The 17,875-nt window shown below is 62.8% G+C and carries 20 protein-coding genes; 8 read left to right on the forward strand and 12 right to left on the reverse strand.

What is annotated here, in order from left to right; translation table 11 throughout:
• Window positions 1-3 precede the first annotated feature (3 nt).
• Window positions 4-480: a CidA/LrgA family protein gene (locus QYQ99_RS12225; protein WP_302092883.1), complete on the reverse strand. Its 477-nt coding sequence runs from the start codon at window positions 478-480 to the stop codon at window positions 4-6.
• A 76-nt stretch (window positions 481-556) separates the two neighbouring features.
• Between QYQ99_RS12225 and QYQ99_RS12230 the strand changes: the two genes are divergently transcribed.
• Together QYQ99_RS12230 and QYQ99_RS12235 are read left to right on the forward strand one after the other, a co-directional pair.
• Window positions 557-1,471, forward strand: a complete 915-nt coding sequence (locus QYQ99_RS12230) for a LysR family transcriptional regulator (protein WP_302092884.1) — start codon at window positions 557-559, stop codon at window positions 1,469-1,471.
• A 49-nt stretch (window positions 1,472-1,520) separates the two neighbouring features.
• Window positions 1,521-2,192, forward strand: coding sequence for a pseudouridine synthase (locus tag QYQ99_RS12235; protein WP_302092885.1), 672 nt, complete (start codon window positions 1,521-1,523; stop codon window positions 2,190-2,192).
• Here QYQ99_RS12235 and QYQ99_RS12240 read toward each other — a convergent pair.
• The 3 genes from QYQ99_RS12240 to QYQ99_RS12250 all read right to left on the reverse strand — a co-directional run bounded on the left by QYQ99_RS12240 (window position 2,189) and on the right by QYQ99_RS12250 (window position 4,612).
• Complete coding sequence (locus QYQ99_RS12240) at window positions 2,189-3,274, reverse strand: hypothetical protein (RefSeq protein WP_302092886.1); 1,086 nt, start codon at window positions 3,272-3,274, stop codon at window positions 2,189-2,191. The two genes, QYQ99_RS12235 and QYQ99_RS12240, sit on opposite strands and share 4 nt — an antisense overlap.
• 125 nt (window positions 3,275-3,399) lie before the next feature.
• Window positions 3,400-3,768: a hypothetical protein gene (locus QYQ99_RS12245; protein ID WP_367882847.1), complete on the reverse strand. Its 369-nt coding sequence runs from the start codon at window positions 3,766-3,768 to the stop codon at window positions 3,400-3,402.
• Window positions 3,769-3,973: 205 nt separating this feature from the next.
• Window positions 3,974-4,612 (reverse strand): MBL fold metallo-hydrolase, encoded by a 639-nt coding sequence (locus tag QYQ99_RS12250; protein ID WP_034375307.1) that lies wholly within the window; start codon window positions 4,610-4,612, stop codon window positions 3,974-3,976.
• A gap of 451 nt (window positions 4,613-5,063) precedes the next feature.
• Here QYQ99_RS12250 and QYQ99_RS12255 point away from each other — a divergent pair, with 451 nt between their 5' ends.
• Entirely contained in the window at window positions 5,064-6,611 is a 1,548-nt protein-coding gene (locus QYQ99_RS12255) for a Re/Si-specific NAD(P)(+) transhydrogenase subunit alpha (RefSeq protein WP_302093163.1), read from the forward strand.
• Between the two features lie 27 nt (window positions 6,612-6,638).
• The gene (gene pntB, locus QYQ99_RS12260; protein WP_302092888.1) at window positions 6,639-8,057 is read left to right on the forward strand and encodes a Re/Si-specific NAD(P)(+) transhydrogenase subunit beta; all 1,419 of its coding nucleotides are present in this window, start codon (window positions 6,639-6,641) and stop codon (window positions 8,055-8,057) included.
• A gap of 208 nt (window positions 8,058-8,265) precedes the next feature.
• Here pntB and QYQ99_RS12265 read toward each other — a convergent pair whose 3' ends face one another.
• Window positions 8,266-8,892, reverse strand: coding sequence for a LysE family translocator (locus QYQ99_RS12265; RefSeq protein ID WP_302092889.1), 627 nt, complete (start codon window positions 8,890-8,892; stop codon window positions 8,266-8,268).
• A 105-nt stretch (window positions 8,893-8,997) separates the two neighbouring features.
• On the opposite strand from QYQ99_RS12265, the gene QYQ99_RS12270 reads away from it, so the two are divergent.
• Window positions 8,998-9,453 (forward strand): Lrp/AsnC family transcriptional regulator, encoded by a 456-nt coding sequence (locus QYQ99_RS12270; RefSeq protein ID WP_302092890.1) that lies wholly within the window; start codon window positions 8,998-9,000, stop codon window positions 9,451-9,453.
• A 168-nt stretch (window positions 9,454-9,621) separates the two neighbouring features.
• On the opposite strand, the gene azu is transcribed toward QYQ99_RS12270, so the two are convergent.
• Both azu and QYQ99_RS12280 read right to left on the reverse strand, forming a co-directional pair.
• On the reverse strand, window positions 9,622-10,077 hold the full coding sequence (gene azu / locus QYQ99_RS12275; protein WP_302092891.1) for an azurin: 456 nt from the start codon (window positions 10,075-10,077) through the stop codon (window positions 9,622-9,624).
• Between the two features lie 211 nt (window positions 10,078-10,288).
• On the reverse strand, window positions 10,289-11,092 hold the full coding sequence (locus QYQ99_RS12280; RefSeq protein WP_302092892.1) for an exodeoxyribonuclease III: 804 nt from the start codon (window positions 11,090-11,092) through the stop codon (window positions 10,289-10,291).
• Window positions 11,093-11,102: 10 nt separating this feature from the next.
• On the opposite strand from QYQ99_RS12280, the gene pyrE reads away from it, so the two are divergent.
• Together pyrE and QYQ99_RS12290 are read left to right on the forward strand one after the other, a co-directional pair.
• Window positions 11,103-11,804 (forward strand): orotate phosphoribosyltransferase, encoded by a 702-nt coding sequence (pyrE, locus tag QYQ99_RS12285; protein ID WP_302092893.1) that lies wholly within the window; start codon window positions 11,103-11,105, stop codon window positions 11,802-11,804.
• Between the two features lie 8 nt (window positions 11,805-11,812).
• Window positions 11,813-12,478, forward strand: coding sequence for a DUF4124 domain-containing protein (locus QYQ99_RS12290; RefSeq protein WP_302092894.1), 666 nt, complete (start codon window positions 11,813-11,815; stop codon window positions 12,476-12,478).
• Between the two features lie 11 nt (window positions 12,479-12,489).
• Here the strand turns inward: QYQ99_RS12290 and QYQ99_RS12295 are convergent, their stop codons facing one another.
• The 5 genes from QYQ99_RS12295 to QYQ99_RS12315 all read right to left on the reverse strand — a co-directional run bounded on the left by QYQ99_RS12295 (window position 12,490) and on the right by QYQ99_RS12315 (window position 16,210).
• The gene (locus tag QYQ99_RS12295) at window positions 12,490-12,843 is read right to left on the reverse strand and encodes a hypothetical protein (RefSeq protein WP_302092895.1); all 354 of its coding nucleotides are present in this window, start codon (window positions 12,841-12,843) and stop codon (window positions 12,490-12,492) included.
• An 86-nt stretch (window positions 12,844-12,929) separates the two neighbouring features.
• On the reverse strand, window positions 12,930-13,148 hold the full coding sequence (locus tag QYQ99_RS12300) for a hypothetical protein (protein ID WP_302092896.1): 219 nt from the start codon (window positions 13,146-13,148) through the stop codon (window positions 12,930-12,932).
• An 89-nt stretch (window positions 13,149-13,237) separates the two neighbouring features.
• Complete coding sequence (locus QYQ99_RS12305) at window positions 13,238-14,368, reverse strand: HPP family protein (RefSeq protein ID WP_302092897.1); 1,131 nt, start codon at window positions 14,366-14,368, stop codon at window positions 13,238-13,240.
• A gap of 128 nt (window positions 14,369-14,496) precedes the next feature.
• Complete coding sequence (locus QYQ99_RS12310; protein ID WP_302092898.1) at window positions 14,497-15,072, reverse strand: nitroreductase family protein; 576 nt, start codon at window positions 15,070-15,072, stop codon at window positions 14,497-14,499.
• 100 nt (window positions 15,073-15,172) lie between these two features.
• Complete coding sequence (locus QYQ99_RS12315; RefSeq protein WP_302092899.1) at window positions 15,173-16,210, reverse strand: hypothetical protein; 1,038 nt, start codon at window positions 16,208-16,210, stop codon at window positions 15,173-15,175.
• 286 nt (window positions 16,211-16,496) lie between these two features.
• Between QYQ99_RS12315 and serA the strand changes: the two genes are divergently transcribed.
• The gene (serA, locus tag QYQ99_RS12320; RefSeq protein WP_302092900.1) at window positions 16,497-17,726 is read left to right on the forward strand and encodes a phosphoglycerate dehydrogenase; all 1,230 of its coding nucleotides are present in this window, start codon (window positions 16,497-16,499) and stop codon (window positions 17,724-17,726) included.
• The last annotated feature ends 149 nt before the right edge of the window (window positions 17,727-17,875 follow it).

A 17,875-nucleotide genomic window follows, 5' to 3' on the forward strand; every position in this document is an offset into this window, starting at 1 on the left:
GGCTTACTCCTCATCCAGGGCCGAGGCATCGCGGCTGGACTTGCGCCGTGCCAGCCACAACTCGAAGCGATAGACACGATCGACAGCCAGTGCGGTCACGGCCATCACGCAGGCTGTGCTGGCCACGATGACGGCCAGGATGCGCAAGCCCTGGTGGCGAATCAGGTCGGGGTATTCGGTGACCACCAGCATGGCAGGCACGAAGAACAGCAGCATCTCGGCCAGCAGCCAGTTGGTGCCGCTTTGCAGCCAGCGTGCTTTGACCAGGCCCGAAAAAAGGCCCACGGCCAGCAGGCCGAAACCGATCAGGCCGGCCGGCATGCTCCAGCCGAAATGCTGGCGCAGCACATCCATGGCAATCCAGATGGCGCTGAGCAGGCACACTTGCAACGCGGCCCTGAGCAGCTGCCAGAGTGTCCGGGCAAAAGAATGGCTGCCGCCCTGGGCGCGAGGGGCGACAGCTTCCGTAATCTGTGACATGCGTGAATTCTAGGGTTTACACCCATATTCATAAAATGACTTATTTTCATTTTTTCCATGCGTAAAAGGAATTGTCATGGACTTGCGCGCCCTGCGCTATTTCATTGAGGTGGTGCGCCAGAACGGATTCACCCGTGCGGCCGAAACCCTGCATGTGACCCAGCCCACCATCAGCAAGATGGTCAAGGCGCTGGAAGATGAATTCGGTGGCCGTTTGCTGCTGCGCGAGGGGCGGGGTGTGCAGCTCACCGATGCCGGCCAGGTGGTCTATGACCGCGGACTGGAGATTCTTGAACAGGCCCAGCTGCTGCGCCGGCAGGTGGCCGAGGTGGATCACATCACGCGCGGCGAGCTGTCCCTGGGCATCATGCCCACCACGGGCCATTACATGGCACCGGTGATCGCGCTGTTCCAGCAGCGCTATCCGGGTGTGAACCTGCAGGTCAACGAGCAGGGCGCGCGTGCCCAGTACCAGCTGATCCAGGAAGGCAAACTGGATATGGCGCTGGGCCTGTTCGCCGCTCCCGATCCGGCGCTGGAGCGCTACACCGTGGCGCGCCAGAAGACGCGCGTGGTGCTGCCTGCCCAGCAGGTGTCTGACCCCAGCCAACCCATGCGCTGGAGCGATCTGCGCGACCTGCCGTTTGTGCTCTACACCTCGGACTTTGCGCTGCACGAGCATGTGCTGCAGCAATGCGAGGCGGCTGGCTTCACGCCACAGGTCAAGCTGCAGACGCGCTACTGGGATTTCATAGGCCATCTGGTCGCGGCCCAGGTGGGCGTGGCCGTGATGTTCGAGCATGTCATCGCCCGCTATGACCCGCAGCGCGTGGCCAGCCGCCCGCTGGTGGAGCCCGAGATCCCCTGGAATGTGGCGCTGATGTGGCGGCCCGGCTATCTGTCGCGTGCGGCCCAGGCATGGCTCAACTGCGTGCGTGAGGTGTATCCACAGCCGCTCCTCGGTGCTGCGTTCCCGGATTTTCAAAACTGATAGCTGTTTTCCTATGTCCAGTAAGCGATGCAAGGCATTCTGATGCTTGATGTCAGTCCTGGCCTTTGTTGCTAAGCTCGCCGCCATGCCCCGTCCGTTCTCTTCCAATCGCTCCAGCAACCTGCGCCGCAGCACTGCGGTGCGCCAGCCCTCGCCCCGGCCCGAGGTCACGCGCCTGCTGTGCTTTCACAAGCCCTATGGAGTGCTCAGCCAGTTCACGCCCGAGGGCAAGTGGCAGGGCCTCAAGGACTGGATCGATGTGCCCGATGTCTATGTGGCGGGCCGGCTCGATGCCGACAGCGAAGGCCTGCTGCTGCTGACCAATGACGGCCAGTTGCAGGCCCGCATTGCCGACCCGCGCCACAAGATGGAGAAGACCTACTGGGTGCAGGTCGAAGGCATGCCTGACGAAGCTGCACTGCAGCGCCTGCGCGAGGGCGTGGAGCTGAGCGACGGCAAGACCCTTCCCGCCAGGGCCCGCCTGATAGAGCCCCAGCCCAGCATGTGGCCGCGCAACCCGCCGATCCGCGTGCGCCAGAACATTCCCGATTGCTGGATCGAGCTCGTCATCCGCGAGGGCAGGAACCGCCAGGTGCGCCGCATGACGGCCGCCGTCGGTCACCCCACGCTGCGGCTGGTGCGCATGGCCGTGGGGCCCTATTCGATTGACGGGCTGGAGCCCGGCCAGTGGCTGGATGTGTTGCCGCTCAGTGGTTCTTAGCGCAAAGCATCGAGCCGCTGCAGCTCATCTTCATCTTGCGGCAAGGCCGCTGCCTGCCAGCGTGGCAGAGCCGGCCAGGGGCGAAAGCGATTCCAGCCCACTTGCACCTCCTGCAGATTGCCCCGCAGCAATGGAAGAGCGGTTGTCAGCTCGGATTGGCGAGTCCGCACGCATTCGCGCAGCGATTGCATGGCTTGCTGGCCACGCCCGAAAAAGCGCTGTCTGCCCAACCAATCGGGGGACGGCTGGCATTGGGCATAGGCCAGTGGCAGGCTGCTGGCCTTTCCTTCCACCACGGAAATCAGGGCCTGCAGATGCATGTTGAGCTGCTCCTGCGGCATCAGACCTGCCAGTTGCAACTCCAGCGCATCCTCATGAAAGCGATAGCGTGCGGGCAGTGCGGCGCTCAGGGTATAGCTGCTGCCGCTGCGCGAGTGGGCACGGTGACTCAGGATGCGGCTGCCTTGGTCCAGCATCGGGCGGACCAACTGCAACAAGGCCTGCTGGTGCTCGGCATCGTTGTGCTTCAGGGGGATGATCAGCCGCGTGCTGTCATAGCCGCGCCATTGCTCGCGCCAGACCATCCAGCCCGCCGTATGCGGTACGAAGAAAATCAGGGTGATCAGGCAGAGCATGGGCACAATGCCCGCCGCCAGTGACCAGGCCGCCCTGATCTCGGCAGCGGCAGCGGCCTCCTCACCCAGGCTGACGAGATTGCCGCTCAGCTTGATGAGGGTGGCAAGACTGATGGCAAACACCAGACCACAGATCAAAGAAAGCTGCTCGGGCGAATAAAGGCTATCGGGCAGATGAATCAGGGTGGCCAGTGCGGCAGCGCATCCCAGCAGAGTCACGGCTGCGGACAGCAGATAAAACAGGGCGCAAGGGGCCTGCTGCTGGATATCGAGGGCCGGGTTCTGTTCCAGCTCGCGCCGCAACTGCCTGCGGCGCCACCAGCACAGCAGCGGCCAGAGCAGGGTTCTGACCGCCAGGCCGGCGAGCATGCTGATAAACAGCGCCGAAAAAGCCCATAGCAGCAAGGCTGCCATCAGTAAGAGACCCAGTCCGACCAGCCAGTTCATGCCCGCGATTGTCCTTTTGAATTGATAGCTGCGTGTGTTTGATGGACAAGCAATCTAGCCTGTTTTAAATGAAAAAACGCGCTGCCTGCAATCGCAGGTCAGCGCGATGGTTTGATGCTACAGGTTTAGCTGCAGCTCTTGTTGTTGGCGCCGTGCATGCCGGCAGCCTTGGCATCGGCCTCGCTCATGTACTTGCCGTTCTTGGTCGTGCCGTAAAAGCGGGTGCCGGGGCAGTGATAGATCTTGCTGTCCTCATTGGCCCAGACCTTGCCTGCACCGCCGCCAGGTGCGGCGGCGGCGGCCGGTTTGGCGCCTGCAGCTGCCTTGGCAGTGGCCTGCTGATCAATGCCCTTGCGGCCCGAGCAAGCTCCCTTGGAGGACGCCGCGCTCATGGTGGTGCCATCCTTGCAGACAAAGGTCTGCATGTCCGCCTTGGCAGCGGCAGGGGCCGGCACTGTCTTGGCTGCGGGTTCTGCCGCCGGCTTGGCGGGCATGGGGGCTGTTTTGGCAGCTGGTGCGGCAGGTGCCGCTGCCGGTGTCTGAGCAAGGCTCGCCCATGAGCTGCTGACCAGGGCTGAAGCCAGGCAAATTTTCCATAAACTGCGCATACGAACTCCCTCCAGTGATGTGATGTCACAAGGCGTGACAGGCGCATGCTGCTACGGAAGACCTGATTCCGCAAGCCTCGGCCGTCAGGATTCAGGTCCCGCTGACATAGGGGTTCAGCTTGCGCTCGCGGCCAAAGCTGCTTTCCGGGCCATGTCCGGGGATGAAGATCGTCTGGTCCCCCATGGGCCACAGGCGCTGAACGATGGAGTCGATCAGCTGCTGATGATTGCCCTGCGGGAAGTCCGTGCGGCCGATGCTGCCGGCAAACAGCACATCGCCGACAAAGGCGCGGTCGATCTGCGGTGAGTGGAAGACCACATGGCCGGGCGTGTGACCTGGGCAGTGGCGCACGTTCAGCGTTTCCTGGCCGATGCTCACCGTATCGCCGTCATGCAGCCAGCGTGAGGGCACAAAAGGCTCGGAATGGGGAAAGCCGAACATGGCGCCCTGTTGGGGCAGGCCGTCGATCCAGAACTGGTCGCCCTCATGCGGGCCAATGATGGGCAGCTCGTACTTGGCCGCCAGCTCGCTGGTGCCGCCCGCGTGGTCGATATGGGCGTGGGTGATCCAGATGGCCTTGAGATTCAGGCCCAGGCGCTCCACCTCCCACTCGATCTGCTCGATATCTCCGCCAGGGTCGATGACGGCCGCATCCATGGTCTGGTCGCACCAGACGAGAGAGCAGTTCTGTTGAAAGGCGGTGACGGGGACAGTGTGATATTGCAACATGGGTGACTTGTATTTTTCGGGCGTTTGCGTAGTCTCGCGGGCTGCGAACCCCGCAAGCATGACACGGCATGGTCGAGGCATCACAAATGCCCGCTCAGATTTCGACGTCATCCCTCATTTGAGCTAGCATGGATGCGAGTGCCCCATTTTGGTGCGGGCTGCTAAAACGTATTTGTGCTGCAAGGCAGCGGGCATTCGCTTCATGGGAGGCGGCCCGACACAGTTTCAAGATCGTTCAGGCCGTGCCAATGCCCATGCAAGCAAGTTCCTCCTGCGGTAGGAATGGTTGGGAGCGGGTCGGCCCGAATGGAACCAGTTTTTAAACTCCAGGAGACTCCTCGTGTCTACCTCTTCCAACCCGCCGACCGACGTCCAGCGCACTGACGCGCAGCGTAGTGACGCCCAGCGTAGTGACGCCCAACGCATCGGCATTCCACGGGAAACCTTTCCGTTGGAAAAGCGCGTGGCCACCGTGCCTGATGTGGTCGAAAAGCTCATCAAGCTGGGCTTTTCGGTCGCCATCGAATCGGGCGCTGGCGATGCCGCCAACTTCAGCGATGACGCTTATCGCGCAGTGGGTGCCGAGGTGCTGCCCAACGCTGCTGCGGTCTGGGCCGCTGCCGACATCCTCTTCAAGGTGCGCCCGCCCACCTCGGAGGAAGTCGCGCTGATGCGCGAAGGCCAGATCCTGATCGACTTCATCTGGCCGGCCCAGAATCCCGATCTGATGCAGCAACTGGCCGCCAAGAAGGTGACCGTGCTGGCGATCGACTCGCTGCCCCGGACATTGAGCCGCGCGCAGAAGATGGATGCACTGACCTCCATGGCCGGTGTTTCGGGCTACCGCGCCGTGATCGAGGCAGCCAACGCCTTCGGCCGCTATTTCAACGGCCAGATCACGGCCGCAGGCAAGGTGCCGCCGGCCAAGGTCTTCATTGCTGGCGCTGGTGTGGCCGGTTTGTCGGCCATCGGCACGGCGGCCAATCTGGGCGCCATCGTGCGCGCCAACGACACGCGCGCCGAAGTGGCCGACCAGGTCACATCGCTGGGCGGTGAGTTCGTCAAGGTTGACTACGAAGAGGACGGAGCTGGCGGCGGCGGCTATGCCAAGGTCATGAGCGAGGGCTTCCAGGCTGCGCAGCGCCAGATGTATGCCCAGCAGGCCAGGGAGGCCGACATCATCATCACCACCGCGCTGATCCCCGGCAAACCCGCGCCCAAGCTCATCACGGCCGAGATGGTGCAGAGCATGAAGCCCGGCAGCGTGATCGTGGACATGGCGGCCGAGCAGGGCGGCAACTGCGAGCTGACCGTGCCCAATGAGGCCGTGGTGCGCCATGGCGTGACCATCATCGGCTACACCGATCTGGCTTCACGACTGGCCAAGCAGTCGTCCACCTTGTACGCGACCAATCTGCTGCGCCTGGCCGAAGAGCTGTGCAAGGCCAAGGATGGCGTGGCCGTGGTGAATATGGAAGACGATGCGATTCGCGGGCTGACCGTGGTCAAGGACGGCGAAATCACCTGGCCTGCTCCGCCCCTTGCCCAGGCGCCCAAGCCCGCCCCCAAACCGGCTGCGGCTGTGGTGGAGCAAAAGAAAAGCGGCCACGGCCATGGCGCTGCCGGCCCGCTGCCTGCCAAGACCTTGGCCATTATTTTTGCGATTGCCGCCCTGGCCTTCTGGTTCATCGGTGCCTACGCGCCGGCGGCCTTCCTGGGTCACTTCACGGTGTTCGTGCTGGCTTGCTTCATCGGCTACATGGTGGTGTGGAATGTGACGCCTGCGTTGCACACGCCGCTGATGAGCGTGACCAACGCCATCTCTAGCATCATCGCCATTGGCGCCCTGGTGCAGATTGCCCCGCCTGGAACGGCGGGTACAGCTCGCCCTGATGATTTGATTCGTTGGCTGGCCTTTGCAGCGCTGGTGCTGACTGCCATCAATATGTTTGGCGGCTTTGCCGTGACACGTCGCATGCTGGCCATGTTCCGCAAATAAGAAGAACGAGCACAAGAGAGAAACACCATGTCCCAAAGTCTCGCAACGGTGGCCTATCTGGGGGCTGCCATTCTGTTCATCCTCAGCCTCGGCGGCCTGTCCAACCCCGAAACCTCGCGCCGCGGCAATCTGTTCGGCATGGTCGGCATGGCGCTGGCCGTGCTGGCCACCGTCTTCGGCCCGCGCGTCGATGCCGGCGGCATCGCCTGGATCGTCGGCGCGCTGGTGGTCGGTGGCGGTATCGGCCTGTATGCGGCCAAGGTCGTCAAGATGACCCAGATGCCCGAGCTGGTCGCCCTCATGCACAGTCTGGTCGGTCTGGCGGCCTGCCTGGTGGGCTTTGCCAGCTATGTCGATACCTCCATCGAGCTGGCGGGCGCAGACAAAGCCATTCACGAGGTGGAAATCTACGTGGGCATCCTGATCGGTGCCGTCACCTTCTCGGGCTCGCTGATTGCCTTCGGCAAGCTCAACGGCAGGATAGGCGGCAAGCCGCTGTTGCTGCCCGCACGCCACTGGCTCAATCTGGTGGCGCTGCTGGTGGTGATCTGGTTCGGCCGCGAGTTTGTGCGCGCCGAAACCGTGGCTGACGGCATGCTGCCGCTGATCGTGATGAGCGTCATCGCCCTGCTGTTCGGCGTGCACATGGTCATGGCCATTGGTGGAGCCGACATGCCTGTGGTGGTGTCCATGCTCAACAGCTACTCGGGCTGGGCTGCTGCGGCGACCGGCTTCATGCTGGGCAATGACCTGTTGATCGTCACCGGCGCGCTGGTGGGCTCTTCGGGCGCGATCCTGAGCTACATCATGTGCCAGGCCATGAACCGCAACTTCATCAGCGTGATTGCCGGCGGCTTCGGCTCCGGGGCTCCGGCCAAGAAGGGCGGCGCATCTGCGGCTGCCGAGCCCCAGGGCGAAGTGGCGCCCGTCAGTGCCGCAGAGACCGCCGAGATGCTGCGCGAAGCCAAGAGCGCCATCATCGTGCCCGGCTACGGCATGGCCGTGGCCCAGGCCCAGCACACGGTCAATGAAATCACCCGGACCCTGCGCGAGCAGGGTGTGGATGTGCGCTTTGCCATCCACCCGGTGGCGGGCCGCATGCCCGGCCACATGAATGTGCTGCTGGCCGAGGCCAAGGTGCCCTACGACATCGTGATGGAGATGGACGAGATCAACGATGACTTCCCCGCGACCGATGTGGCCATCGTCATCGGCGCGAACGACATCGTCAATCCCGCAGCCCAGGACGACCCCGAAAGTCCCATCGCCGGCATGCCGGTGCTGGAAGTGTGGAAGGCCAAGACTTCCATCGTGATGAAGCGCTCCATGGCCTCCGGCTATGCGGGCGTGGACAATCCGCTGTTCTACAAGGACAACAACCGCATGCTATTCGGCGATGCCAAGAAGATGCTGGACGAGGTGCTGGGGGCACTGAAGAGCGGATGAAGTGGAGTGATTTCCCTTGAGGCGCTCTGCGCCTTTCCCCTGGCCGGGCGCCCCTGGCCGGGCGCCCCTGTCCTGCGTTGCCATGCGGGAGGGGCGACACCTTCGCCGGGCTTCCCCGCCGCGAGGCGGCTCCTGCTCTGTGCCCTGGCTTGTAGCCTGTGCCTGCTTTTGAAATGCCTGCGGTTTTCGGCCGCAGGCATTTTGTCTTTCACAGATGCTGGACGGCGATCTCGCCCAGCAGCACGGCGGCAATCAGCAGCATCAGCGTGCCCGACAGGCGCGAGACGGCAAGCGCGGCGGCGGGGCGCGAGCGCAGCACGCTTTGCGAGCCCCAGCCCACGCCGAAGTAGACCACGGCACAACTGGCCGCATGGACGGCGCCCAGCGCCATGATTTGCGCAAACACCGGCCAGCTGTCGGCGGGCCGCACAAACTGCGGCAGCAGGGCCAGCAGCAGCAATAGCTGCTTGGGGTTGAGGCCGCTGACGCTGGCTCCCTTGACCGTCCAGTGCCAGCGCGTGCCGGTCTCGGCATCTGCGGCGGTGCTGATGGCGGCCGGGCTGCGCCACAGGCCCACGCCCAGCCAGGCCAGGTACAGGGCTCCGGTGGCCGTCAAGGCGGTCAGCAGGGCCGGGTTGCGCGCCACCAGAGCGCCCACGCCCGCTGCCACGGCCAATGTGGCCAGCAGCGCGCCGCAGGCCAGGCCCAGCGTGGCGGGCAGCACCAGCCGCCGGCCGCGCAGACCGGCCGAGATCACATAGGCCCAGTCGGCACCTGGCGTGAGCACCAGAAGAAAGGAGACGGCCCAGAAGGCAGTCAAGGCGGCGTAAGACACGGAATTCCCTCGAAAAGCGTTGATGCCGAGAGAATATGGAAGAGGAGAGAGAATGTGCTCTCAATATTCGCCGCTGATCGGTTTGAAATTGGAAGAAACTGCCCCGTGAATTCGCTGGATCGAAAAATTCTTGCTGCGCTCGAAAACAATGGCCGCCTCACGGTGACCGAGCTGGCCGAGCAGGTGGGCCTGAGCCTGTCGCCCTGCCACCGGCGTGTGCGTGCGCTGGAGGAGTCGGGCGTGATTCGCGGCTACCGCGCCGAGCTGGACCCAGCAGCGCTGGGGCTGGATTTTTCGTCCCTGGTCTTTGTCACTCTCAAGGACAGCAAGTCCGTGCCCGCGTTCGAGGACGCAGTGGCCCAGCTCGCCAACGTGGTGCAGGCCCAGCGCCTGTTTGGCGACCCTGACTATCTGCTGCAGGTCGTGGTGCGTGATCTGCCGGCCTATCAGCGTCTCTATGACGAGCACCTGACCCGGCTGCCCGGCGTGCTGCGCATGACTTCCACGCTGGTCATGAAGCATGTGGTGATCAACAGACCGCTGACGTCGGCGATGGAATAAGCCATGAAAAAAGCGCCTGTGACTTCCGTCAAAGGCGCTTGGGATCAGCAAGGTTTGCTATCTATTTAGAATCTCATGGCGCTTGTTGGTAAAGGATTTCAGGTATTTATATAGCTGAAATCCTTGTGGGAAAAGCGCTAATAGCTACTAAAAAGTGAGCATCCAGGATCAGGAGCCCAGCTTGAGCGTGCCCTTCATGAGGGCCGCGTGACCGGGGAAGGAGCAGAAGAAGGCGTAGTCCGTACCCGCCTTGAGCTTGCTCGCATCGATGTCGAACTTGGTGGTCTCGCCGCCACCGATGAGCTTGGAGTGAGCCAGCACGCGTGCATCGCCGGCCTTCACATAGTCGGCGCCAGCACCTGCGGCCATGCCGTCGGTGATCACGGGCTGCATATCGGCTGCGGTGCTGACCACGATGTTGTGGCCCATGGCGGTCTTGGGCATCTTGCCCACATGCTTGAGAGTCACGCTGAACTTCTTGCAGGACTTGGGCACATCGATGCTTTTGACATTGAACTGCATGGCGTCGTTGCTCTCGACGACAGCTTCACAGCCTGCCGCCATGGCGGGCGCGCTCAGGGCACCGGCTGCACACAGGGCCAGGGTCATCAGAATCTTCTTCATTGGCTATTCCTTTTCCTCAAAGCGAAACGGGAACCGCTGTGGCCTTGTTGCCCTCCAGGTTCCGCCGTTCATTCTTTCGGAAACCTGCCCAGCCGGCTCAGTACAACTCATGCTCGCATGGGTTGTACTGTTGCACCTTGCGCTAACTCAATTCGCCGAGCCTGCGTGCGTTCACTGCCTTGCAGCTTGCTGCCGGCGTTGCCTGCGCGCCTCAGAGCGTCAGGTCATAGCCAATGGTGATGGGCGCGTGGTCCGAGAACTTCTCGCCCTTGTAGATGGATTCGGTGCGCGCCAGGGTCGCGATCGCCGGCGTGGCCAGGTGGTAGTCCAGCCGCCATCCCACGTTGTTGGCATAGGCCTGGCCGCGATTGCTCCACCATGTGTAGCAGGCGTCCGTGGTGTCGGGCTGGAGCAGACGGTAAACGTCCACCAGACCGCCGCTGATCTCGGTCTTGTGCAGCAGCTTGGTCATCCAGTCGCGCTCCTCGGGCAGGAAGCCGCTGTTTTTCTGGTTGCCGCGCCAGTTCTTGAGGTCGGCCTGCTGGTGCGCGATATTGATGTCGCCGCAGAGCACGAAGTCGCGCTCTGCCTTGAGATGCATCAAGTGGCTGTGCATCTTGGCCAGAAAGCGGAACTTGGCTTCCTGGCGCAGCTCGCCCGAGCTGCCGCTGGGAAAGTAGGCGCTGATGATGGACAGCTTGCGGCCGGGCGTGTCGAAGCGGGTTTCGACGTAGCGGCCTTCGGCGTCGAACTCGTCGGTGTCGAAGCCCACGACCACATCGCTGGGCTCGTGGCGGGTATAGACGCCCACGCCCGAATAGCCCTTTTTCTCGGCAAAGTGGAAGTAGCCTTTCATGCCGGCCAACACTTCGAAGCGCCCGGCCATATCCGAAGCCTGGGCCTTGATTTCCTGGACGCAAATACAATCCGGCGCAGTGGCTTCGATCCAGGCTTCGGCGCCTTTGGTCGTGGCAGAGCGGATACCGTTGAGGTTGAGGCTGGTTAATTTGAACAAGGATGAATCCATGGTGGTGAGTGAGAAGCCAATGGGCGGTGCAGACCGTCTGGCGCAGGATTTCGTGCAGTTTGCCGTCGATGCGGGCGTGCTGCGTTTCGGCGAGTTCAAGACCAAGGCCGGGCGCATGAGCCCGTACTTCTTCAATGCCGGCCTGTTCGACGATGGCGCCAAGATGGCCCGTCTGTCCGAATTCTATGCAAAAGCCATTCTGGCCAGCGGCATGGAGTTCGATATGGTCTTCGGCCCTGCCTACAAGGGCATTCCTCTGGCTGCCACGGTGGCCGTGGAGCTGGCGCGCCAGGGCAAGAACGTGCCCTTTGCCTATAACCGCAAGGAAGCCAAGGATCATGGCGAAGGCGGCACCCTGGTGGGCGCTCCCCTCAAGGGCCGCGTGCTCATCATTGACGACGTGATGTCGGCCGGAACGGCAGCGCGTGAGTCGATTGCTATCATCAAGGCCGCCGGTGCCCAGCCGCATGCCGTGGCCATCGCTCTGGATCGCCAGGAAATGGCGACAGAGAATGGTCAGGACGTGGCACACAGCGCCGTGCAATATGTGCGCAACCAACTGGGCATGCAGGTGTGTGCGATTGCCAAGCTGGCAGATCTGTTGCTTTATCTCGAGCAGCAGGGCGGGGAGGGCGGCCCCGAGCATCATGAACGCGTGCTGGCCTATCGTCAGCGTTATGGTGTCGAAGACAAGGAATAAACACGCAAATGAAGCAGGCCTTGCATGCAAAACTGAGTTTGTATGTGGTAGCTACCGTCTGGGCAGGGGCCATGCCTGCTCCAGCCCAGGCCAATAGCGGCGGCATCTACGCCTGCACGGATGCCAATGGGCAGCGCATCACGGCCGACAGGCCGATTACCTCCTGCGTCGATCGCGAGCAGCGTGTGCTCGGCAACTCGGGGGTCGAGTTGCGCCGCGTGGGCCCGACTCTGACCGATCAGGAGCGCAGCGCACAGGAGGCCAAGCGCCGTCAGGATCAGGCCGAGCAGCAGCGCCTGCGCGAGGAGCGCTCGCGCGAGCGCGCCATGCTGGCGCGCTTCCCCAGCCAGGGCGTGCATGATGCCACCAGAGCCGAGGCGATTGCCCAGGTCAACGATGTGATCGGCGTGGCTCAGAAGCGCCTGGTCGATCTCAAGGAGCGCCGCCGCAAGCTCAACACCGAGCTGGAGTTCTATCAGAACGATCCGAAGAAAGCTCCCGCCAATCTGCGCCGCCAGCTCGACGACAACACGGAATCCCAGGCCGAGCAGCAGCGCTTCATCAAGCAGCAGGAAGAGGAAAAGCAGCGCATCAACCAGCGCTTCGATGCCGAGCTGCAGCAGCTGCGCAAGCTATGGACAGAGCTGCCGCCCGCCGCGCCGCGTTCGCGCTGACGGCTACGCCTTCAGTCTTCGTGGCCGTCTTTGTGCAGGGCCATGACTCGACCCAGCAGCAGGGTCGCAATCCAGGCCACTGCCGCGATGATCAAGGGCATCTGCACCAGCAGCGGTGCCTGAGCCATGAGCATCAGCGCATCGGCCTGCCACAGCGCCCCATAACCCTTGAACAAGCCATAGGCCAGCCATAGCAGCAGGCCTGCGCTGGCAATGGTGGCCATGCTGCGCATATTGCGGCCGTCACGGCTGCCTGCCGGAACGCGCAGGGCCGAGCGCCAGAGCCAGCCCATGGCCGCCAGCACCAGCAGCACGCAGGCCGCGACGGACAGCGGCAACCAGAGGGAGAGAGGAATCAGCGACATGGCGCCGCACTTTAGCCCAGTTGATCACTGGATGAAAAAGAAAATACCCACCGAGGTGGGCATGCATGAAGGGGCCTGTCAGCAGCTCAGTTTGAGCGCCAGACCAAGTGATGGCCCGGCACGGACTGTATGCCCAGCACGATGGCGTGGTGGGTGAGCAGCTCTTCGAAGGTCTTGGTGACTTCGCTGCTGGCGGTGCTGCCCTCATACTCCGTGGCCACCTGTGTTGCGGTAAAGGAGTTGGCGCCAAAGCTTTGCACGATGTTGCGCAGCTTGTCGAGGTTGGGGGTGAACACGGCGTCCATGGCAGCAACTCCTTTTCGGCAATCAAACCAGTACTGCCCATAGTTTATCCAGCAGCCCGTGCCAGGCAAGAGGGCCTTTGCCCACATGGCTATTGATTGATGGAGAGCAAAGTGCGGATCACGTCCGAGCGCGTGATGACCCCGACCAGGGTTTTGCCGCGCAGCACGGCAATGAACTGCACGCTGTGCGACGCCAGCTCGTGCAGCAGATCGCCCATGGGCGTGTCTTCCTGCACGCTCATCTCTGGTGCGCGCATCAGCTCCTGAGCTACGGATTGCACTTTGGATGGTCGGCTGCGCAGGCGTTGCCAGAGGTTTTGCTGCTGGCGCGAGCGATGGTCCTGCCAGAGCCAGTCGAACAGGTCGGCACGCAGCACGCGGCCGATCAGCTCGCCCTGGGCATCAACCACGGGAAGGCTTTTGATCAGATGACGGTGAAACAGCTCGGCCACCTCTTCAAGCGGAGTCTGCGGGCTCACGGTCAGCAGCTTGGCGGACATGACGGTGCCGCAGTTCACGCTGGACAGCCGGCGCTTGATGGCCTCCTCCTCGGCGGCGGCCAGCAGCTCGCCCAGATCCTCGGGTGTCAGGTTGTAGCTTTGCTCGAAGCGCTGCAACAGTTGTTCCAGATCCTGCTCGCTCAGCGCCAGCCGCGTGGTGGGGCGCTGGGTCTTGGCCGCTTGAGGCGGCTGGTGCAGGTAGGGGCGGCCGCAGGCACGGTGGTAGAGCACGCCGACTGCTGCAAGAACGCCCGAGAGTACGGCCATGGGAATCAGCAGATGCCAGCCAAGGGGAGCCATCTGTGCGGAGGCCAGTACCGTCAGCAAGGCCACGGCGCCGCCTGGCGGGTGCAGGGCACGCAGCAACAGCATCAGGGCAATGGCTCCTGCCACGGCCAGCGCGGCCAGCGAGGTCTGGGACAGCATGGGGAACGCCCACAGCAGCAGCAAGGTATATAGCGCAGGCATGGTGTTGCCGACGACACAGTTCCAGGGTTGGGCCAGCGGGCTGCTGGGCACGGCGAACACCAGCACGGCGGTGGCGCCCAGCGGCGCGAACAGGAACAGGGTGTTGGGAAAGAAATGCTCGACCAGCCCCACCAGAATGCCGGCCAGTGCCAGACCCAGACCTGCGCCGATGCTGGCGCGGATCAGCTCTTTCCAAGAAGGGCGCGAGGCCACCGGCCCCAGGCGTTGCCACATTGTTTGCATGACGGACATATAGGCTATGGCTGCTGGGTTGCAGATTGGACGGCTGCACCCGCAATGTTGTATTTGCTAATGCGGCAATTCTGTCAAAAAAAGCTCCACAGGGTGAGCGGTGGAGCTTTGGCGGGATTGGGGCCGCTTCAGGCCGTTGCGGCGGCTTGAACGGCTCCGGCACTCAGCATTTCGGCCAGCGGCTTGCGGCCCGAGGGCTGCTCGCGCTCGTGCAGATCGTCGGGCAGAGTGGAGGCATCGGTGCGGCGGCCCACGGCGATCACGCATTCGGGCACCAGATGCTCGGGCAGGTTCAGCACCTTGCGGGCCTCATCGGCAGAGAAGCCGCCCATGGCGTGCGTGGCCAGGCCCATGGCATGGGCCTGCAGCGCCAGATAGCCCCAGGCGCAGCCCGCATCGAAGCTGTGCTTGGCGGCGGAAGCCTGCTTGTCCGACAGCAGCACGATCAGCGCGCCGCCATTCAGGCACCAGCGGCGGTTGGCTTCGTTGGGGATCTGCGAGAACGCCTGCCAGTTCGCGTCATCGCGCAGGGCGTAGGCAAAGTGCCAGGGCTGCTTGTTGCTGGCCGAAGGCGCCCAGCGGGCGGCTTCCACCAGTTGCTCAATCTGGGCAGCACTCAGTGCTTCAGGTACAAAGGCGCGAGGCGACATGCGCTCGATGAATTGTGCGTGGACGGGAACGGTACTGCTACGGGTGGTGCTCATGGTGATATCACTGAACTGAAAAGAAAAGGGCCCGCCTACTATGCAGAGGCGGGCCCGAAACCATAGCGCAAGCTCCGGCCTTTTTGCCGGAGCCGGAAAATCAGGACTTTTGACCCGATTGCGCGCCGATGCCTCGCAAATGGCGCTCCATGCGGAACATCACCAGCGCCATCATCACCATCACCAGGCAGGAAATCAGCAGCGTGGCAAACGCCGTGTCCATGCCCAGAAACTCCCACTTTTCCTCATCGGGGTTGTCGCCGCGCAGCTTGGCGGCCGTGCGGTCGAACGACAGCGTGTAGTTGGTCAGCAAGGTGTTGACGATCTGCGGGGCGGACTGCTGCTGCAGCTTCTTGGCCAGGCTTTCGTTGCCCAGCACCTTCTCCAGTGCCACGGGCAGTCCCTTGATGTAGGCCGCGTACGAGCCCTCGCCATGTTCCATCTCGGCGGCCTGGGCACGGTCGTTGATTTCGGAGGCCAGGTTCACCGGATCCATCAGCACGGCCTCGTCGCCCGCAGCCTCGGCAGCTGCCGCAATCGCTGCATCGGCTGCCGCATCTGCGGCGGCACGGGCCATGCGGTCCTCGCGGGTCAGCGAGATGCGGCGCGCTGTCCAGGCGGCATCCACTTCGGCAGCGGCCGCGTCGGCAGCCTCCTTGTCGCAGCAGGAGTTTTCTCGTGCCTCGCGCATTTTGATCTGGCGGTTGACATCGTCGGCCGAGGGCAGGGCATCGCCCTTGAGCAGGGGGTGGATGGGATCCAGGCCCTGGCTGCTGTTTTCCGTCTCTACGCGTTTGCGCGCAGCCGTGTCCCTGTAGATGAAGCCACGCAGCAGGCCGTCGGCCTTGCGGAAATCCGGACGCAGGGCGGGGTCGGCCAGACGCTTTTCCATGGGCACGGCGTTGCCGAGGCCGCTCAGATCGCGACCGGTTTCTTCTTCCATGTATTTGAGGTCGTAGGGCGCATCCTTCCAGTTCAGCGCCGTTGCACCGGCAGTGGCGGCATCGGGCTTCTTGGGCTTGTAGTGGTCCCAGATCCAGTGGCCCATGCCAAACAGCACAAAGATGGAAAAGGCGAGCAAGACAAGACGCAGAACTTGAATCAGCAAATCTTCTGCGCGGCGCAAGAGGGTCAGCATAGGCAGCAAATCCTTGTAAAAAGCTTGAGTGGTCTGCACTTTCAACTATGAAATTGGAAGCGCGTGAATGATCGCGATTGTAGGAAGCGAATCAGAAAGTCGTAATTTGTTACAGGTGAGGCGACCAATGCACGCTTTTGCTCTGCTCTGCTCTACCCAGTGCTCGTTTTTGGGCCAGGCACGCCGGTGCTGCTCCTCTTCACTTCATGAAAGGGCGATGCACCCAGATCCTGTAACGGAATTACGAAACCGCTGTAATGGAGTTTTGATGGATCGAGGCTGGATCATGGGTAAGACGTCGCTGGATAAATCGAAGATCAAGTTTTTGCTGCTCGAGGGCATACATCCCTCCGCGCTCAAGGTGTTGCATGACGCGGGCTACACCAATGTGGAGGCTCTGACCGGCGCGCTGGATGGCGAGGAACTCAAGCGCAAGATTGCCGATGTGCACTTTGTCGGCATTCGCTCGCGCACCCAGCTCACGGCCGATGTGTTCGCGGCCGCGCAGAAGCTGGTGGCCGTGGGCTGCTTTTGCATCGGCACCAACCAGGTCGACCTCAACGCGGCGCGCGAGCGCGGTGTGGTTGTCTTCAATGCGCCTTACTCCAACACCCGCTCCGTGGCCGAGCTGGTGCTGGGCGAAGCCATTTTGCTGCTGCGCGGCATCCCCGAAAAAAATGCCGTCTCCCACCGCGGCGGCTGGAAGAAGAGCGCGGAGAACTCCTTCGAGATTCGCGGCAAGACGCTGGGCATTGTCGGCTACGGCTCCATCGGCACCCAGCTGTCGGTGCTGGCCGAAGGCCTGGGCATGAAGGTCATCTTCCACGACGTGGTGACCAAGCTGCCGCTGGGCAATGCCCAGCAGAGCAGCGGTCTCGGCGAGCTGCTGGCCCAGTCCGACATCGTCACCCTGCATGTGCCCGAGCTGGCCTCCACGAACGGCATGATGGGGGCTGCCCAGATTGCGGCCATGAAGCCCGGCAGCATTTTGATCAATGCGTCGCGCGGCACCGTGGTCGATATCGAGGCCCTGGCCGAGTCGCTCAAGAGCGGCAAGCTGCTGGGCGCCGCCATCGATGTCTTCCCCAAGGAGCCCAAGAGCAACAAGGACGAATTCCTGTCGCCGCTGCGCGGCATGGACAACGTCATCCTCACGCCTCACATCGGCGGCTCCACCATGGAAGCCCAGGCCAATATCGGTCTGGAAGTGGCGGAAAAGCTGGTCAAGTACAGCGACAACGGCACGACCACCTCGGCCGTCAACTTCCCCGAAGTGGCACTGCCCGAGCACCCCGGCAACAACCGTATCCTGCATGTGCACGAGAACCGTCCCGGCATTCTCTCTGCCATCAACCAGGTGTTTGCCGATAACGGCATCAATATCGCGGGCCAGTACCTGCGCACCGATGAGAAAGTGGGCTATGTGGTGATCGATATCGATGCCAAGTCCTCGGCGCTGGCACTGGAAAAGCTCGCGCAGATTGCGGGCACCATTCGCTGCCGCGTGCTGTTCTGAAGCCTTGGCTGCTGAACGGAAAAGGAGACCTCGGTCTCCTTTTTTCATGGACCGGCCATTGGCAACGCCAGGAGCTGGCGCGAAGGGGCGCACGACGGATATGGCGTTGTGCGCCGCTGATGCTAGGCTTGTGCCGTCACAGACCCTCC

Origin of the sequence: Comamonas testosteroni, assembly GCF_030505195.1 — a bacterium.
Lineage (GTDB): Bacteria > Pseudomonadota > Gammaproteobacteria > Burkholderiales > Burkholderiaceae_C > Comamonas > Comamonas testosteroni_G.

Coding starts and splice junctions, on each gene's coding strand:
- QYQ99_RS12240 (WP_302092886.1), bottom strand. CDS start 3,274: ATGAACTGGCTGGTCGGACTGGGTCTCTTACTGATGGCAGCCTTGCTG.
- QYQ99_RS12225 (WP_302092883.1), bottom strand. CDS start 480: ATGTCACAGATTACGGAAGCTGTCGCCCCTCGCGCCCAGGGCGGCAGC.
- QYQ99_RS12290 (WP_302092894.1), top strand. CDS start 11,813: ATGAAGCAGGCCTTGCATGCAAAACTGAGTTTGTATGTGGTAGCTACC.
- pyrE (WP_302092893.1), top strand. CDS start 11,103: ATGGTGGTGAGTGAGAAGCCAATGGGCGGTGCAGACCGTCTGGCGCAG.
- QYQ99_RS12230 (WP_302092884.1), top strand. CDS start 557: ATGGACTTGCGCGCCCTGCGCTATTTCATTGAGGTGGTGCGCCAGAAC.
- azu (WP_302092891.1), bottom strand. CDS start 10,077: ATGAAGAAGATTCTGATGACCCTGGCCCTGTGTGCAGCCGGTGCCCTG.
- QYQ99_RS12315 (WP_302092899.1), bottom strand. CDS start 16,210: ATGCTGACCCTCTTGCGCCGCGCAGAAGATTTGCTGATTCAAGTTCTG.
- QYQ99_RS12300 (WP_302092896.1), bottom strand. CDS start 13,148: ATGGACGCCGTGTTCACCCCCAACCTCGACAAGCTGCGCAACATCGTG.
- QYQ99_RS12245 (WP_367882847.1), bottom strand. CDS start 3,768: ATGCCCGCCAAGCCGGCGGCAGAACCCGCAGCCAAGACAGTGCCGGCC.
- QYQ99_RS12250 (WP_034375307.1), bottom strand. CDS start 4,612: ATGTTGCAATATCACACTGTCCCCGTCACCGCCTTTCAACAGAACTGC.
- pntB (WP_302092888.1), top strand. CDS start 6,639: ATGTCCCAAAGTCTCGCAACGGTGGCCTATCTGGGGGCTGCCATTCTG.
- QYQ99_RS12305 (WP_302092897.1), bottom strand. CDS start 14,368: ATGTCCGTCATGCAAACAATGTGGCAACGCCTGGGGCCGGTGGCCTCG.
- QYQ99_RS12235 (WP_302092885.1), top strand. CDS start 1,521: ATGTCAGTCCTGGCCTTTGTTGCTAAGCTCGCCGCCATGCCCCGTCCG.
- QYQ99_RS12295 (WP_302092895.1), bottom strand. CDS start 12,843: ATGTCGCTGATTCCTCTCTCCCTCTGGTTGCCGCTGTCCGTCGCGGCC.
- QYQ99_RS12310 (WP_302092898.1), bottom strand. CDS start 15,072: ATGAGCACCACCCGTAGCAGTACCGTTCCCGTCCACGCACAATTCATC.
- serA (WP_302092900.1), top strand. CDS start 16,497: ATGGGTAAGACGTCGCTGGATAAATCGAAGATCAAGTTTTTGCTGCTC.